This window comes from Deltaproteobacteria bacterium CG11_big_fil_rev_8_21_14_0_20_49_13 (genome assembly GCA_002796305.1).
Classification (GTDB): domain Bacteria; phylum UBA10199; class UBA10199.
In genome coordinates this window covers 1-14,165 of the sequence record PCWZ01000076.1, presented here as the reverse complement: position 1 = coordinate 14,165, position 14,165 = coordinate 1, and the positions used below count along the sequence as shown (strand labels likewise).

Sequence of the window (14,165 nt, the reverse complement as noted above, 5' to 3'; positions counted from 1 at the left end):
CAGCCATTACTCAACTTCCTCCTGTCTTTTTAGATGAACTCGTGTATGCTAAATCCAATCAGGGGGGATACGATGTCTGTTCCGTGTTCCAGTCACACTGAAAATATCTATTGCGGATAATGTCTTGTTTCTGATAGGGCTTTTTTCATGCCGGACAATAGAGAAAAGATCATTGTGGCACTTGATGCGCCTACGCTTAGCGCCGCATCTCAAATAGCGGACAGCCTTAAAGGTCACATTGGCGCCCTGAAGGTGGGGATGGAGCTTTTAAACTCCGAAGGCTCGCCGCAGGTGGTCGAGGCTATATCTCCCAAGGGAAAGGTCTTCTTTGACGCCAAATTCAAGGATATTCCAAATACGGTTGCAGGCGCCGCACGTGCGGTCACAAGGATGAACGTATGGATGTTCAACGTTCACTGTCTGGGCGGCGTTACAATGATGTCTGCCGCGGTCAAGACGGCCGATGAAGAGGCGGCAAAGCTTGGCAAAGAACGCCCTCTTGTAATAGGCGTTACAGTTCTTACTAGTATCGATGCGAAGGCGTTAAATGAAATAGGGTTTGAACACGTTCGCGACGGGGCGGAACTTAAAAAATTAGTGGTGAGGTTGGCTCTTTTGGCAAAGCAGGCAGGGCTTGACGGTGTCGTTGCCTCGCCGCGGGAGATAACCGCTATCCGTGAGGCCTGTGGTCAGGATTTTCTGATAATAACTCCCGGAGTGAGGCCTGTGTGGGCGGCAGCAGGCGACCAAAAACGGGTGATGACGCCAAACGAAGCGGTCAAGGCCGGCGCGGATTATTTAGTGATAGGCAGACCAATAACAAATCCTCCAAAGGAGATAGGAACGCCAAGCGATGCGGCCAAAAAGATATTAGAGGAGATAGGATAATGGATCCATTAGATATCTTCAAGAAAGTCAAAGCAGTAATAACCGACACACACGTTGTCTATGCCTCCGGCAAACATGGCAACGCCTACGTCAATAAAGACGCGGTCTATCCGCACACAAAAGACATTTCGGCGCTCTGCAAGATAATGGCCGAAAAGTTCAAAGGGAAGGGCGTTGATGTCGTGGCGGGCCCGACGGTCGGCGGCGTTATTTTGTCACAGTGGGTGGCAAGCTTTTTGAGCGACCTTGAAGGGAAAGACGTTTTAGGCATCTTTGCAGAGGAAGAGGTCGGCGCCGACGGAGAAAAGAGGCGCTTTTTTAAGCGCGGTTACGATAAATTGATCCCAGGCAAGAAAATATTGATAGTTGAAGATATTCTTGCTACCGGCGGTTCAGTTAAGAAGGTCGTTGAGGCGGTTAAGGCTTTGGGCGGAGATATTGTCGGGTGTGCGGCGCTTGTGAACAGGGGCGGAGTTAAAGACGCGGACGTGGGCGCCGCAATAACGGCGCTTGTAAATATCTCGCTTGATGCCTATGATGAAGATAGGTGCCCATTATGTAAGTCGGGCGCCCCCATAAATACAGAAGTTGGAAAGGGTCGAGAATATATTGTCAAGAAGAGGCATGAAGTATGAGGTATGAAGCATGATAAAGATCATGCCTCTTGCTTCCTGCTTCCTGTTTCGCTGCTTATGAGCTATCAGGTACTCGCCAGAAAATACAGGCCGCAAAGGTTCGAAGATATAATCGGACAGGATCATATTACCCGTACGCTCCAGAACGCCATATCGGAAGGGCGCGTCCATCACGCCTATCTTTTCACGGGCATTCGCGGCATAGGCAAAACAACCCTCGCCCGTATATTCTCGAAGATGCTCAACTGCAAAGAACCTTCAAAAGAAGGTTCCCCTGAGCCGTGCAATAAATGTCCTTCATGTGTTGAGATAACCAACGGTTCGTCCATAGACGTTCAGGAGATAGACGGCGCCTCGAATAACGGCGTTGAGAACGTCCGCGATATACGCGAGCGGGTGAAGTTTCTCCCCGCGACCGGGAAATACAAGATCTATATAATAGATGAAGTTCACATGCTTTCCGGTCCCGCGTTCAACGCTCTCCTGAAAACTTTGGAAGAACCGCCTGCACACGTCATATTTATCTTTGCGACCACGGAATCGCACAAGATACCGGCAACGATTCTCTCAAGATGCCAGCGCCACGATTTCAGGCGCATTCCCCTTTTGAAGATAGTTGAAACTCTCAAGGGCATAGCAAAAGAAGAAAAGGTGGAGGCCGAGAACGATTGCCTTGAGATAATAGCCACAGAGGCCGAAGGTTCCATGCGCGACGCTGAATCTCTTTTCGATCAGGCGATAGCCTTTGCCGGCAAGAAGCTGGCGTACGATCATCTGAAAGAGCTTCTGGGCTTTCTTGACAGGAAACAGCTTAACGCCGTCACCAGGTCCATAATTTCCAGAGATGCCGATGGAGCCCTGGCCGTTGCCAACGAACTCTTCGCAAGCGGCGAAAATTTGAACCGCTTCGTTCAGGAGCTCCTTGAAAGATTTCACGATTTACTTGTGATAAAGACGTGCAAGGAACTTCCATTGGGCTCAAAGATACTCGATTCAGATCTTCTTAAAGAGCTTGCTTCAAAGATTACGGTCGAGGAGTGCCAGCAGTGGTTTAATATGATATATCGCGGCTCGGAAGATGTCGCGCGCACCAAGTTCCCCAAGATGGTCATGGATGTCTTGATAGTAGGCCTGTGTCAGATAAGGCCTGTTAGATCGGTCGATGAGCTCATCGAAAAAGTCGAACAACTCAAAAGTGGCGCGGTCCCACAGAGCGCTAAGGTTCAAACTTCCCCGACCACGGATAGCAGGCCTCCCGTAACCGATAATAGGTCACCGGTCACCGATCACCGGACGGCGACAGTTGTTCCTCAAGACTATCCGTCATTCATTGCGTGGCTGAAACTCAACAAGCCTCAGGTGGCATCGTTCCTTGAAATTAGCCTTGGCGGAGACGTGAAGGAATCAAGACTGATGGTAAGGTTCGCATCAAGATCGTTCGCATCAGATAAATTAATGGAAGAGGACAGAAAGGCGTTCGTTGAAAAACTGGCCGGCGATTTCTTCAAAAGGCCTTTAAAACTTGAAGTGGCATTTGAAGCAGGCTCCGAAGCCTCCGCACAGGAAGCAAAGAAGAACAAGCATGCGGAGATATCGCAAAAGAACAGAGGCATAAAGGACGAGGCTCTGAAACACGATGTCATTCGTGAGGCGGCGAACATCTTCGGCGCGGAGATCAAGGAGATCAAGATCAAGTAATCTGTGATCTGTAACCGGTCATCATTAGCCACTGATCATTGATCACCGATAACTAGAACAATGAACCCAATAGAAAAGTTGATAGAAGAATTCTCAAAGCTCCCCGGCGTCGGTCAAAAAACAGCGGCAAGACTTGCCTATCATATTACGCGGGCACCAAAGGACGATGCGTATAAACTTTCCGTCGCCATTGTTGAGGTCAAGGACAAGGTCCACAATTGTCCTGAATGCTTCAACCTTACCGAAAATTCATCGTGCCCTATCTGCAACAACCCGAACCGGAACAAGACCATCGTTTGCGTGGTAGAAGAACCTCAGGACGCGCTCGCAATTGAAAAGAGCGGGGCATTCAACGGCGTCTATCACGTGCTTCATGGCTCTCTTTCTCCGCTCGACGGCATCGGTCCTGACGATATAAAGACAAAGGAGCTTGTTGAAAGGGTCAAAAAGGGGGCGCTGAAAGAGCTTATTGTGGCGACGAACCCCACGACAACGGGCGAAGCAACGGCCTTTTATATAGCAAAGCTTGTGAGACCCCTTAATATAAAATTGACCCGCATCGCCTTCGGCATCCCGTTCGGCGGCGACATCGAATATGTGGACAGAAGCACTCTTGCCCGTTCAATAGAACACAGGTCCAATATCTGACCGATCTACAAGAACGCTTATCATAACTCTAGACATATGGCCTCTATTATCATAACATGCCCTTCATGCCATCTATCGGATATTTTTTAAGCAATTTCGGCTGGGGGGAGATTTGGGCGACCGTTGCCATCGCGCTCGTCATAGTGTTCATTCGCGAGCGCCATCATTTTTTTAAGAAAAAGGCAGAACAGCCGCCTCCTTCAATGGAGTAAAATATGAAGACGACAAGGTTAATAAAGAGATATCACAACAGAAAGCTCTACGACACCGCATCAAGCACCTATGTGACGCTTGAGGATATTTCGGAGCTGATAAAGCGCGGGGATGATGTGCAGGTGGTTGATAACGCAAGCAAGGAGGATATCACCGGTCAAACTTTCGCCCAGATAATATTTGAGGAAGAGAAGAAAAAAAGAAGCTCGTTGCCATTAAACACCCTTCGTAGCCTCATTCAGGCCGGCGGCGAGACATTAAAGACGATTGTCCAGAACGAGTTCACGCACGTTAAGAGCTTTGTGGAAGAAAAGGTCAAGCCTACCTTTGAAAATGTTCAGAATATTCCGGCAGTGCAACAGGAACTAAAGAGCCTTCGCGATAGGCTGGACGCTCTCGAAAAAAAGAAGGCCCCTAAGAAACGTTAGCGCAGTAGCTCCCGATCAGTTTTCTTGCCTCATCCGGAAGTCCCATGAACCTTACGCCAATTCCTCCGTCATCTACCCTTACCGCCTGACCTGTTACGGTCACCGGTTTTCCTTTGATCCCGAATGAAATGAAGGCGAGAGAACCGGCTTTTAATGGAATTCCGCCTTCTATGAACATCCCTCCAAGGCTAATGTCGCGGGCGTTCATATAAATGAGGGGATTTCCTATCTCATCATTAAAAAAGACCTTTGTGGTAAGAATATTTCGCGCGAATGCCCTTTTTGAACCGATATTCTTCTTAATGGACCGCGCGGCAACCTTCTTTTTAGATTTTTTATCACCACCGCAGTCGCATAACCTGAGGAGTTCTTCGGGTTTAAATGGTGGCTTTAAAAGTAAAAATCCGCCCGGCGCCTTCGCCTTTTTCGAGATGAAGATCTTTTTTATCTTCTTCACAAGAGGCCTTCTTTTTTCAAGTGAAAGCCACTCTTTTTCATCATGGGCGTTTTCGGAGATCACAAGCAGGGCGGGCTTTTGCTCGGAGGCGAGGACGTTGATATCCTCTAGATGAAAACCCATGTCAACTTCGAAAGAGCTTGAGAGAACGGAGCGAAAAACGTTCTGGGCAAGCCACGACTTGTCGATCAATATCAGATATTTTTTCATAACTCCGGCATATCTAATCCATTAAAAGTTAAAAAACTAGAAGATTTTACTCTTGACTAGGCATAACCCTTTTCTGTATAAACGGCCCCTAAGGGACGGTATTTTCATTGAAATTCAACCTTTAACAGGAGGCAAAAAAGAAATGAGACACACAAACAAGCTGGCAGTAGTCGCGATGGTGGTCTTGGCGCTCGCGGTGGTGTCCGCAGGCTGCGCACGCAAAACCACAAAGGCGTCGGGCGGCGCGGCTGGACTCAACAGAGTTCACTTCGATTTCGACAAGTATAACATCAAGTCGGAACACGATGGGACCATGAAGGGCAACGCAGATTGGTTGCAGAAGAACAAGAGCACCAAGCTGACGGTAGAGGGCCACTGTGATGAACGTGGGACGGCTGAATATAACATCGCCCTCGGCGACAGGCGCGCAAAATCTGCAAAGAACTATCTGCAGAACCTGGGTGTTGATTCTGGCAGAACATCGACCATCAGCTATGGCAAAGAGAGGCCTATCTGCTTGCAACACGATGAGAGCTGCTGGTGGCAGAACAGGCGCGATGAGTTCGTAGCGAAGTGATCTGAACGCGATCGAGCGTCATCCTGACCTCGCCCTGATAGGGGCGAGTCGAAGGATATCACGAACATAGTGAGTACTTGAAAAGACCACAAGGGTGGTGTAAAGTTGCCCTTGTGGTTTTTTATTATCAGCCAGCCCCTCGATGCGGCCCTTCGAGCCTTACTCGGGGCAAGGAGGACGTATGAAAAGGGTTATCCTTGTTTTTATGCTCTGTCTTTTCTGGGCCTTGTCGGCATCTGCCGATGCCGTTAAGGATAAGCTGGATAGGCTTGAGTCGCAGGTAAAGGCATTCCATGCCGATTCCGTTTCTAGGAACGAAAAGGTCGCAAGCGCCCTTGCAACTATAGAACAGCTAAGGTCCGAATATCAGTCGATACAGGGGACCATCGAGGCTAACGGGCACATTATAAAGCAACAGGAGGCCGACATATCAAGGCTTCAGCGTGACACGAGCGACCAGTTCGCCGCCATTAATGACAGGTTGGAGATATATGGCCAGCAGATATCCAAGGCTGTTGGAAAGGTCATGCCCTCGGCATTGACAGAGACCGCGAACTATCAAAAGGCGCTGGACATGGTCCGGAACAGCGAATTTCTCACCGCCGTTTCCGCATTCAGAAGCTTTCTCAAGAGCAACCCCAAGAGCGACCTTGCCGACAACGCGCAGTACTGGATAGGCGAATGCTATTTTGCGATGAAGGATTATCCAAAGGCGATCAAGGAATTTCAGGTGATGATAGACAAACACGGCAGGGCCGACAAGGCGCCGGCCGCAATATTGAAACAGGGCTACGCCTTTGCCGAACTTGGTATGCCCGAGGAGGCGAAGACGTTTCTTAACAAGGTGATAAAGGATTATCCTTCCTCGAGCGAAGCGACAATGGCCAAGGATAAACTCGACAGGCTAAATCAAAAAGAGGCGCAAGCCTTATCCGGAACACCCGCGCTAGGGTCTACCCCGACCACCACAATGAGGCCGTACGACTCTCACGACGGCATTCCTCTTGCCCCGGGACTTAAGAGCCGGATGCAAAAGACGGACCTTCCTGAAAAAACTGATCTGCCAACCACAATGGGCAGGGAGAGATAGATGCTCATCCTCGGTATCGAATCTTCATGCGACGAGACCGCAGTTGCGGTTCTAAAGACGCCCAGGACGCTTCTTTCAAGTGTTATCGCCTCGCAGAATGAGATACACGAAAGATTCGGCGGTGTAGTTCCGGAGCTTGCATCGCGCAGGCATATGGAGATGATAGTCCCCTTGTTCAATCTTGCACTGGAAAAGGCCGGAATGAAGCTCGAAGATATCGACGGTGTAGCAGTTACAAGGGCGCCGGGGCTCATGGGAGCGCTTCTGGTAGGGATCTCATTTGCAAAGGCCATTTCCTACGCCTCCGATAAACCTATAATAGGCGTTAATCACCTAGAAGGACACTTAAACGCCGCCTTCATTGAACACGAAAACATTCCGTATCCACATATAGGGCTTGTCGTCTCCGGCGGACACACAAGCCTTTATCTTGTGAAAGATTTTAGAAAATATAAATTACTGGGGGCGACACGTGACGATGCGGCCGGTGAGGCCTTTGACAAGGTGGCAAAACTTTTGGGGCTTGGGTATCCGGGCGGTCCGATCATTGACAGTACCGCAAAAGAGGGGAACCCCAAGGCCTTTAAATTTACAAGACCAAAGCTCAACTCCGGAAGCGTGTTTGAGGTTGGCGAGTTCGATTTCAGTTTTAGCGGTCTAAAAACGGCAGTGATGCTCGAATTCAAGAAGAACCTTCATATCTCCAAGAAGGATATGGCCGCAAGCTTTCAGGGGATGGTTGTGAATATTTTGACGACGCAAATAATAAAGGCGTGCAGAAAATATAACTGCAAGGCGGCCGTTATTTCCGGGGGCGTGGCGGCAAACAGCTCCCTTCGTGAAAAATTAAAAAGAGCTGGCGAAGAAGAGGGGATAGAGATGTTCCTTCCCAGCATGAAATTCTGCACCGATAATGCCGCAATGGTAGCCTATGTCGGCGGCAGATACCTGGAGATGGGGGAGAAAGATGGCCCGGAGTTGTCGGCAACCGCCAACGAAGAAATAGGAATTTAATGCATCTTAAAAAGTCACTTGGCCAGCATCTCCTGATAGCCCATCCGACGGTTGAGAAGATCGCCCGAACGCTTGCACCAACAAAAGATGATACGGTCCTTGAAATAGGTCCTGGCACCGGCATCCTGACAAAAGAGCTCTTAAAACTTGCGGGTCACGTTGTTGCCGTTGAAAAAGACTCGGATATGATTACTAGTCTTCGGTCACTTGCCAACGATTCGAGCAGTCTCGAGATCGTCCATTCCGACTTCTTGGAATTGGATCTAAATATTATTTTCTCCGAATCACGAATCACGAATCACGGGTCACGGCTTTTCTGCGGTAATCTTCCCTACAACATCTCCACCCCCATCCTCTTTAAGCTCCGCGATCACAAGGATCTCTTTGAGCGCGGCGTTATAATGATACAAAAGGAGGTGGCGGAGAGGCTTGTGGCCAAGTCCGGTGGTAAAGACTACGGGATACTGTCTATAATGATGCAGGTCTCAGCTAAAATAGAGAAATGCTTTCATGTCTCTCCAAGGTCATTCTTGCCCCCTCCAAAGGTTACCTCGACCGTTGTAAAGATCCACTTTTATAAGGACTCTCCATACAAGATAAAAGACAGGCAACTATTTGAAAACATTGTTAAATCATGCTTCGGCAAGCGCCGGAAGATGATAAGGAATTCCGTCCCAAAAGAGCACCTTCCGGCCCTTGAAAGGGCCGGGATAAAGTCCACACAAAGGCCAGAAGAGCTGTCTATTGAGAAGTATGTACTCCTTGCAAACACAATAATATCTTGACGATAGCGTAAGCCTTAGCTAAGGCTTGCACCCTGCGCGAACCAGGAAGATTATCATCTCATATGCAATATAAATATATCGCGATAGACGGTCCCATAGGCGCGGGAAAGACAACGCTAGTTAAGATGCTCTCAAAGGACCTGAGCGCAGAGGCCATCTTTGAGCCGGCCGAAAAAAACCCATTTCTCCCCGATTTTTATAAGGATAGAAAACTACACGCCTTTAAAACGCAGATATTCTTTCTTTTAAACCGCTATCAGCAGCAACTGACCTTAAAAAAGATAACAACTCCCATAGTTTGTGACTATACGTTCGCCAAGGACAGGGTCTTTGCAAATATAAATCTAAACGAAGACGAGCAGGCCCTCTATGAGAGGATATATTCGCTTCTTCATGCAGAGATCCCAAAGCCGGACCTTGTCATCTACATGCAGGCAACGCCGGAGGTCCTTCTTGAACGGATAAAGAAGCGAGGGATTGGTTATGAAAAATCCATAACGGTAGAATATCTTGAGGAGTTGACGAACGCATATAACGATTATTTCTTCAATTATATCGACTGTCCGCTCCTTGTCGTTAATGCAAGCGATATTGATTACGTAAAAAATAAGACAGATTGGGAAAATCTGAAGAAGGCCATTGTTTCACATAATAAAGGGATAGCGCACTATCACTATGTAAGTAAGACCTAGTACAGTGTCTATTAAATTTTTACTGGTTGTCTTTAGCACAAGTGCACGTAACAATTTAATTTCTACCGGCTTCGTCGATAAAAATTAAATTGACGATGCGCTAGTCGTTGCGAGCGTAAGCGAAGCAATTCAGCGGACTAGATTGCTTCGTCGCTCCCGCTCCTCGCAATGACATGTATTTATGAGCAAAGAGATCGTCACAAAGAAGATAACCACATCGTATCTTCAGGGGATGAAGACAAGGGGCGAGCGGATCACCATGCTCACCGCGTACGACGCGACCTTTGCCAAACTTTTGGAAGAGTCGGGAGTTGAATCGATATTGATAGGAGATTCGCTTGGAATGGTAGTTCAGGGGAACACCAACACCATCCCCGTTACCGTTGAAGATATCATCTATCACACAAAGTGTGTCTCAAAAGTAACAAGGCGCGCGCATATTATGGCCGATATGCCGTTTATGAGCTATCAGGCATCTATCGATCAGGCGCTTATCAACGCAGGGAGATGTCTTAAAGAGGGTGGGGCCGAATCTGTCAAACTCGAAGGCGGCGTTGAGCTTATTGAGACCGTTGCCGCGATGACATCGTCGGGAATACCTGTTTGTGCTCACATAGGCCTAAAGCCACAGTCGATACACCAGATGGGCGGATACAAAATTCAGGGCAAGACATCCTATTCGGCAGAAAAACTTATCGAAGAGGCCAAAGGTTTTGAAGAGGCCGGGGCGTTCATGCTCCTTCTTGAAGGGATAGTTTCGGAGGTCGCCCTTGAAATTACCAAGACCGTTTCTATCCCAACGATAGGGATAGGTTCGGGTGCCGGATGCGACGGCCAGGTCCTCGTTATCTACGACCTTTTGGGGATGGACAAGGAGTTTAACCCAAAGTTCGTTAAGAAGTACGCCGACCTCAACAACATCATAACCTCCGCCGTTAAAAGTTATATCAATGATGTCAAAGAAGGTGAATTTCCTTCCGAAGGGCAGACGTTCCACCGAGAGTTGCAGGTAGTGAAGCAAGTCACATCCAAATAATGAAGATCATATCTTCTCCAAAAGAGATGCAGGAACTGGCGCTTGAGTTGCGCAAGGAAGGTCTTCGCGTCTCCTTTGTTCCGACAATGGGGGCCCTTCACGAAGGGCACTTGACTCTCCTGCGGGAAGGCAGAAAATTTGGCGACAGACTGGCGCTCTCTATATTCATGAACCCGAAGCAGTTCGCGCCGACAGAGGACCTTGCAAAATATCCGCACGACAAAGAGGGAGATCTTGAAAAGGCCATGTCTTGCGGCGTTGATGTCGTCTTCTTTCCGTCGAATAAAAATATGTATCCGAAAGGATACCAGACGTATGTGGATGTGACGGAGGTCACAAGGGGGCTTTGCGGAGGATCAAGGCCCACACATTTTAGAGGCGTTACAACGGTGGTTCAAAAGTTGTTCAATATTGTTCAACCGAATGTCGCTATTTTCGGTGAAAAGGATTATCAGCAGCTGGTTGCAATAAGAACGATGGTAAAGGACCTTAATGCCCCCATTGAAATAGTCGGGGTCCCCACGGTCCGCGAGAGCGACGGTCTTGCAATGAGCTCCCGCAACGCCCACCTTTCAAAGGATGAAAGGGCAGCCTCTCTTTTAGTTTCCAAAGGCATCTTTGCCGCGCAAAGCGCCTTCAAAAAAAGCGAAAGGAATTCAGCTAGGCTAATAAATATCGCAGAAAATACGATAAGAGTCTCATCTTTTCTCAGGATAGATTACTTAAAGATATGTGATGCTGAAACACTTGAAAGATTGGCATTAATAGATAGGCCGGCGAGGATCCTCGCCGCCGTATTTGCAGGAAAGACCAGGCTTATTGATAACTGCCCTCTCCAGAGTTAAATAACCCTTTATTTATCAAACAAAATCATATAACCATATCTCTCAATGAAGGGGATAATTTCTACAGTTTGCCTTCTTTTTTTGTGCAATACGGTGTTCGCTGAAGGTTTGAATCTTCTTACCTTTAAAGATGCTGAAAAGATAGCCATAAAGAACTCGCCGCAGATAATCGCCCAAAGTTACACTGCCGATTCAGCGTATCAGGCGGCCTCTTCTCAGAAACTAAAGAGGCTCCCCACCTTGAGCCTTAATGCGCAGAACACGCTCGTATCCAAGATAGGGAAGATAGAATTTCCTTCCCTTGGAATTAGCAATACGGTCGGCACTCATCTCAACTGGTCGATCAGTCCCACCCTTAATTTCATAGTTTGGGACACGGGGCAGATACTCAACAGGGCGAAGAGCCTGAAGAGGGCCGCTGATGCACAGAGTAACATATTAGATTATGATAAAAGAGAGGTTTTGCTTGGAGCAAGGACATCATATATCGGTGTTCAGCTTGCAAAGGAACAGGTAAAGCTCGTGAAAGATGCGCTTACCCTTGCAAGATCGCAGTACGCTTACATTCATGAAAAGTTCAAAGTAGGTGCTTCCGACAAGTTCGACCTTGCCGTGGCCCATCAGGAGATGAGCGACCGCGAAAAGGACCTTGAACAGGCCTTAGGGGAACTTTACGTTTCCAAAAGGGCGCTTGCCGCGTCGCTCGGAATAGAAAAGGACATAGAGACCGCAGAGAACCTTGATACCGAACCGTTGAGCGTATCGCTAGACCTGCTGCTTCCCAGATCTGGTACACCGTTCAACCCCGAGACACATCCCCAGGTAAAGGCGCTCGAAAATCAGAAGAGCTCTTACGAACTTTCGGCAAAGAGCGTGGCGGCAAAATATTTTCCGGAAATATCTCTTACCGGTATCGCAGGTTATCAGTACCCGAACCTCGGACAGAATGAGATAATCCAGCAGAACAGCCTGATGATGGGACTTCAGATGCCGATACTCGAATGGGGGAGCATCTGGAAAGAGACCAAGAGCCAGAAATATAAGGCCCGTTCGACCAGTGAAGAAAAAAGGCAGACAGTTATTGATCTGACCAAAGATGTATCCGAGACGAGGGATTGGATAGATACGTATAAAAGACTTCGCACAACTGACGTAAAGGTGGTGGGCGACGCGCTAGAGGTGGCGAAGTTATCTTACGATTCGTTCAAGGCCGGAAAGATAATATTCCTGGATGTGCAGAGGGCGAACGTCAAGGCCCTTTCGGCCAAGGTAGACGCTGCAAGGGACAATGCCAGCCTTGCCGTCCAGATATCCAAGCTTCTTGCTCTGGCGGTGGATGAAGAGGTGAAAAATGCTCAAGAATGGTCTTTTAAAAAAGTTCAAGGTCAAAGACCCGAAATTTAAAAAGAAGGCCGTAGCGATAGCCCTAGTCCTTATAGCGGTGGTGGCCTATTTTGTATATCCGAGCGATGAATCCATCTACGTCGGCACCATAGAGACAACGGAGGTCGATGTTGCCCCCCGCGTCCACAGTCAGGTAGCGGCAAGACTTGTAGACGAAGGCGACAACGTGAATGTTGGAGAGACGCTTTATACGCTAACGTGCGAGGATTATATAGTCGCATTCAATAAGGCGAGGAACGATTTTGAACGAGCTGAAAAGCTCCTTAAGACGGGCAATATGTCGCCAGAACAGTACGATGCCTACAAAAAGTCGTTCGAGGACAGTAAGCTCAATGTTGAATGGTGCACCGTCAAGGCGCCGATCGACGGCATAATTCTCACAAAGTTCCATGAGGCCGGTGATTGGGTCAACATCGGCACCAAGCTGATGGCGATGGGAGATCTAAGGAACGATGTCTGGGCCTATGTATATGTGAACCAGCCGCTTCTTGTTCAGCTCTCAATTGGCGAGGACGTTACAGGGGTCCTTCCCGAACTTCACGACAAGAAGATCCCGGGCAAGATAGTTCATATAAAAGATGAGGCCGAGTTCACACCAAAGAACGTCCAGACCAGAAAAGAGAGAACGCGCCTCGTTTACGGCGTGAAGGTCAAGTTCGACAACTCCGAGATGCTTTTGAAGCCCGGAATGCCGATCGAGGTCAGATTCATTAAGAAGGTTGATTAATGCCAATATCGGTTGAGGTAAAAAATGTCACCAAGACCTTTGCCAAGGAAAAAAAGGCCCTTGACGGCATATCCATAGATTTCGCGGAAGGGAAGCTGCACGGCCTCATAGGTTCCGAAGGTGCCGGAAAAACAACGCTCCTCCGGGTCATCATGAGGCTTTTGAATCTATCCGGCGGCGAGATCGGCTGGAAGGACAGCGGGAAACCGATAGATTTTTTCGAGATCCGCGACAAGATATCCTACATGCCCGGGAGCCAGAGCCTATTTTGCCTCCAGCCTTCTTTTCATAGGGACCTATCTTTCGATGGGCATATTCATTTCGGTAGCGGCCAAGAACCAGCAGCTGGCGATGATGGGGAGCTTCATCTTTTTGATGCCGGCGATACTTCTCTCCGGCATCATGTATCCGATAGATAATCTTCCGATGATACTCAAGTTCGTATCATGGGCAAATCCTTTAATATACTACACGATACTGCTTAGGAACATAATGCTGAAAGGAGGGGACCCGTTCGTAGTTGTCACCTATACCGCGGCCCTTTTCCTGATAGCCGTTTTTTGCGTTGGTCTGGCATTCAAAAAGTTCAAATTGCACCTCGGATAATATCGGATATTTAGAACGCGTATTCAAATAGGACCGCGACCAATTGTGCCAGGTCGCTCTTGAATCCATCGTAGCTTGTCAGGTCCAATCTGCAAATTCCGCTGATGTCAGCAGGTGATTCCGCTCATGCCGGCACCCCTGTGACATACTGAAGAACTGTTACGTGGGTGCTAACATACCCTGCCTGCATCAATCAAGGTTTTCTTGTTTTT

At 48.3% G+C, this 14,165-nt stretch carries 17 protein-coding genes; 16 read left to right on the top strand and 1 reads right to left on the bottom strand.

Translation table 11 applies throughout. The annotated features are described in order from the left end of the window. Positions 1-147 precede the first annotated feature (147 nt). The 5 genes from COV46_07325 to COV46_07305 all read left to right on the top strand — a co-directional run bounded on the left by COV46_07325 (position 148) and on the right by COV46_07305 (position 4,510). Positions 148-888 carry an orotidine-5'-phosphate decarboxylase gene (locus COV46_07325; GenBank protein PIR16704.1) on the top strand — a complete coding sequence of 247 codons (741 nt, stop codon included), beginning with the start codon at positions 148-150 and terminating at the stop codon, positions 886-888. Next, complete coding sequence (locus tag COV46_07320) at positions 888-1,523, top strand: phosphoribosyltransferase (GenBank protein PIR16703.1); 636 nt, start codon at positions 888-890, stop codon at positions 1,521-1,523. The genes COV46_07325 and COV46_07320 overlap by 1 nt, the downstream gene beginning before the upstream one ends. A 3-nt stretch (positions 1,524-1,526) precedes the next feature. Then, positions 1,527-3,221 carry a DNA polymerase III subunit gamma/tau gene (locus COV46_07315; GenBank protein ID PIR16702.1) on the top strand — a complete coding sequence of 565 codons (1,695 nt, stop codon included), beginning with the start codon at positions 1,527-1,529 and terminating at the stop codon, positions 3,219-3,221. 60 nt (positions 3,222-3,281) lie between these two features. Then, positions 3,282-3,869 (top strand): recombination protein RecR, encoded by a 588-nt coding sequence (locus tag COV46_07310; protein PIR16701.1) that lies wholly within the window; start codon positions 3,282-3,284, stop codon positions 3,867-3,869. A 215-nt stretch (positions 3,870-4,084) separates the two neighbouring features. Beyond that, positions 4,085-4,510 (top strand): hypothetical protein, encoded by a 426-nt coding sequence (locus tag COV46_07305; GenBank protein ID PIR16700.1) that lies wholly within the window; start codon positions 4,085-4,087, stop codon positions 4,508-4,510. On the opposite strand, the gene COV46_07300 is transcribed toward COV46_07305, so the two are convergent. Continuing rightward, on the bottom strand, positions 4,497-5,177 hold the full coding sequence (locus tag COV46_07300) for a hypothetical protein (protein ID PIR16699.1): 681 nt from the start codon (positions 5,175-5,177) through the stop codon (positions 4,497-4,499). The two genes, COV46_07305 and COV46_07300, sit on opposite strands and share 14 nt — an antisense overlap. A 142-nt stretch (positions 5,178-5,319) precedes the next feature. On the opposite strand from COV46_07300, the gene pal reads away from it, so the two are divergent. From pal to COV46_07245, 11 genes are all read left to right on the top strand, one after another. Then, positions 5,320-5,754, top strand: a complete 435-nt coding sequence (gene pal / locus COV46_07295; GenBank protein PIR16698.1) for a peptidoglycan-associated lipoprotein — start codon at positions 5,320-5,322, stop codon at positions 5,752-5,754. Positions 5,755-5,896: 142 nt separating this feature from the next. After that, positions 5,897-6,844, top strand: a complete 948-nt coding sequence (gene ygbF / locus COV46_07290; protein PIR16697.1) for a tol-pal system protein YbgF — start codon at positions 5,897-5,899, stop codon at positions 6,842-6,844. Next, positions 6,845-7,858, top strand: a complete 1,014-nt coding sequence (gene tsaD / locus COV46_07285) for a tRNA (adenosine(37)-N6)-threonylcarbamoyltransferase complex transferase subunit TsaD (GenBank protein PIR16696.1) — start codon at positions 6,845-6,847, stop codon at positions 7,856-7,858. Further along, on the top strand, positions 7,858-8,643 hold the full coding sequence (rsmA, locus tag COV46_07280) for a ribosomal RNA small subunit methyltransferase A (GenBank protein ID PIR16695.1): 786 nt from the start codon (positions 7,858-7,860) through the stop codon (positions 8,641-8,643). The genes tsaD and rsmA overlap by 1 nt, the downstream gene beginning before the upstream one ends. Positions 8,644-8,705: 62 nt before the next feature. Continuing rightward, a complete protein-coding gene (locus COV46_07275) occupies positions 8,706-9,335 on the top strand; it encodes a deoxynucleoside kinase (protein ID PIR16694.1) in 630 nt (209 codons plus the stop codon). Between the two features lie 181 nt (positions 9,336-9,516). Further along, positions 9,517-10,371 (top strand): 3-methyl-2-oxobutanoate hydroxymethyltransferase, encoded by an 855-nt coding sequence (panB, locus tag COV46_07270; protein ID PIR16693.1) that lies wholly within the window; start codon positions 9,517-9,519, stop codon positions 10,369-10,371. Beyond that, the gene (locus COV46_07265) at positions 10,371-11,216 is read left to right on the top strand and encodes a pantoate--beta-alanine ligase (GenBank protein ID PIR16692.1); all 846 of its coding nucleotides are present in this window, start codon (positions 10,371-10,373) and stop codon (positions 11,214-11,216) included. Before panB ends, COV46_07265 begins: the two co-directional genes overlap by 1 nt. 45 nt (positions 11,217-11,261) lie before the next feature. Continuing rightward, a complete protein-coding gene (locus tag COV46_07260) occupies positions 11,262-12,620 on the top strand; it encodes a hypothetical protein (GenBank protein PIR16691.1) in 1,359 nt (452 codons plus the stop codon). Then, positions 12,568-13,347: a secretion protein HlyD gene (locus tag COV46_07255; protein PIR16690.1), complete on the top strand. Its 780-nt coding sequence runs from the start codon at positions 12,568-12,570 to the stop codon at positions 13,345-13,347. Before COV46_07260 ends, COV46_07255 begins: the two co-directional genes overlap by 53 nt. Continuing rightward, entirely contained in the window at positions 13,347-13,766 is a 420-nt protein-coding gene (locus COV46_07250; protein PIR16689.1) for a hypothetical protein, read from the top strand. Before COV46_07255 ends, COV46_07250 begins: the two co-directional genes overlap by 1 nt. Next, positions 13,654-13,953: a hypothetical protein gene (locus COV46_07245; protein ID PIR16688.1), complete on the top strand. Its 300-nt coding sequence runs from the start codon at positions 13,654-13,656 to the stop codon at positions 13,951-13,953. Before COV46_07250 ends, COV46_07245 begins: the two co-directional genes overlap by 113 nt. The last annotated feature ends 212 nt before the right edge of the window (positions 13,954-14,165 follow it).

What these genes read in the sequence shown, in the direction of transcription:
- COV46_07325 (PIR16704.1), top strand. Translation starts at nt 148, where the DNA reads ATGCCGGACAATAGAGAAAAGATCATTGTGGCACTTGATGCGCCTACG.
- COV46_07320 (PIR16703.1), top strand. Translation starts at nt 888, where the DNA reads ATGGATCCATTAGATATCTTCAAGAAAGTCAAAGCAGTAATAACCGAC.
- COV46_07315 (PIR16702.1), top strand. Translation starts at nt 1,527, where the DNA reads ATGAAGCATGATAAAGATCATGCCTCTTGCTTCCTGCTTCCTGTTTCG.
- COV46_07310 (PIR16701.1), top strand. Translation starts at nt 3,282, where the DNA reads ATGAACCCAATAGAAAAGTTGATAGAAGAATTCTCAAAGCTCCCCGGC.
- COV46_07305 (PIR16700.1), top strand. Translation starts at nt 4,085, where the DNA reads ATGAAGACGACAAGGTTAATAAAGAGATATCACAACAGAAAGCTCTAC.
- COV46_07300 (PIR16699.1), bottom strand. Translation starts at nt 5,177, where the DNA reads ATGAAAAAATATCTGATATTGATCGACAAGTCGTGGCTTGCCCAGAAC.
- pal (PIR16698.1), top strand. Translation starts at nt 5,320, where the DNA reads ATGAGACACACAAACAAGCTGGCAGTAGTCGCGATGGTGGTCTTGGCG.
- ygbF (PIR16697.1), top strand. Translation starts at nt 5,897, where the DNA reads ATGCGGCCCTTCGAGCCTTACTCGGGGCAAGGAGGACGTATGAAAAGG.
- tsaD (PIR16696.1), top strand. Translation starts at nt 6,845, where the DNA reads ATGCTCATCCTCGGTATCGAATCTTCATGCGACGAGACCGCAGTTGCG.
- rsmA (PIR16695.1), top strand. Translation starts at nt 7,858, where the DNA reads ATGCATCTTAAAAAGTCACTTGGCCAGCATCTCCTGATAGCCCATCCG.
- COV46_07275 (PIR16694.1), top strand. Translation starts at nt 8,706, where the DNA reads ATGCAATATAAATATATCGCGATAGACGGTCCCATAGGCGCGGGAAAG.
- panB (PIR16693.1), top strand. Translation starts at nt 9,517, where the DNA reads ATGAGCAAAGAGATCGTCACAAAGAAGATAACCACATCGTATCTTCAG.
- COV46_07265 (PIR16692.1), top strand. Translation starts at nt 10,371, where the DNA reads ATGAAGATCATATCTTCTCCAAAAGAGATGCAGGAACTGGCGCTTGAG.
- COV46_07260 (PIR16691.1), top strand. Translation starts at nt 11,262, where the DNA reads ATGAAGGGGATAATTTCTACAGTTTGCCTTCTTTTTTTGTGCAATACG.
- COV46_07255 (PIR16690.1), top strand. Translation starts at nt 12,568, where the DNA reads ATGCTCAAGAATGGTCTTTTAAAAAAGTTCAAGGTCAAAGACCCGAAA.
- COV46_07250 (PIR16689.1), top strand. Translation starts at nt 13,347, where the DNA reads ATGCCAATATCGGTTGAGGTAAAAAATGTCACCAAGACCTTTGCCAAG.
- COV46_07245 (PIR16688.1), top strand. Translation starts at nt 13,654, where the DNA reads ATGGGCATATTCATTTCGGTAGCGGCCAAGAACCAGCAGCTGGCGATG.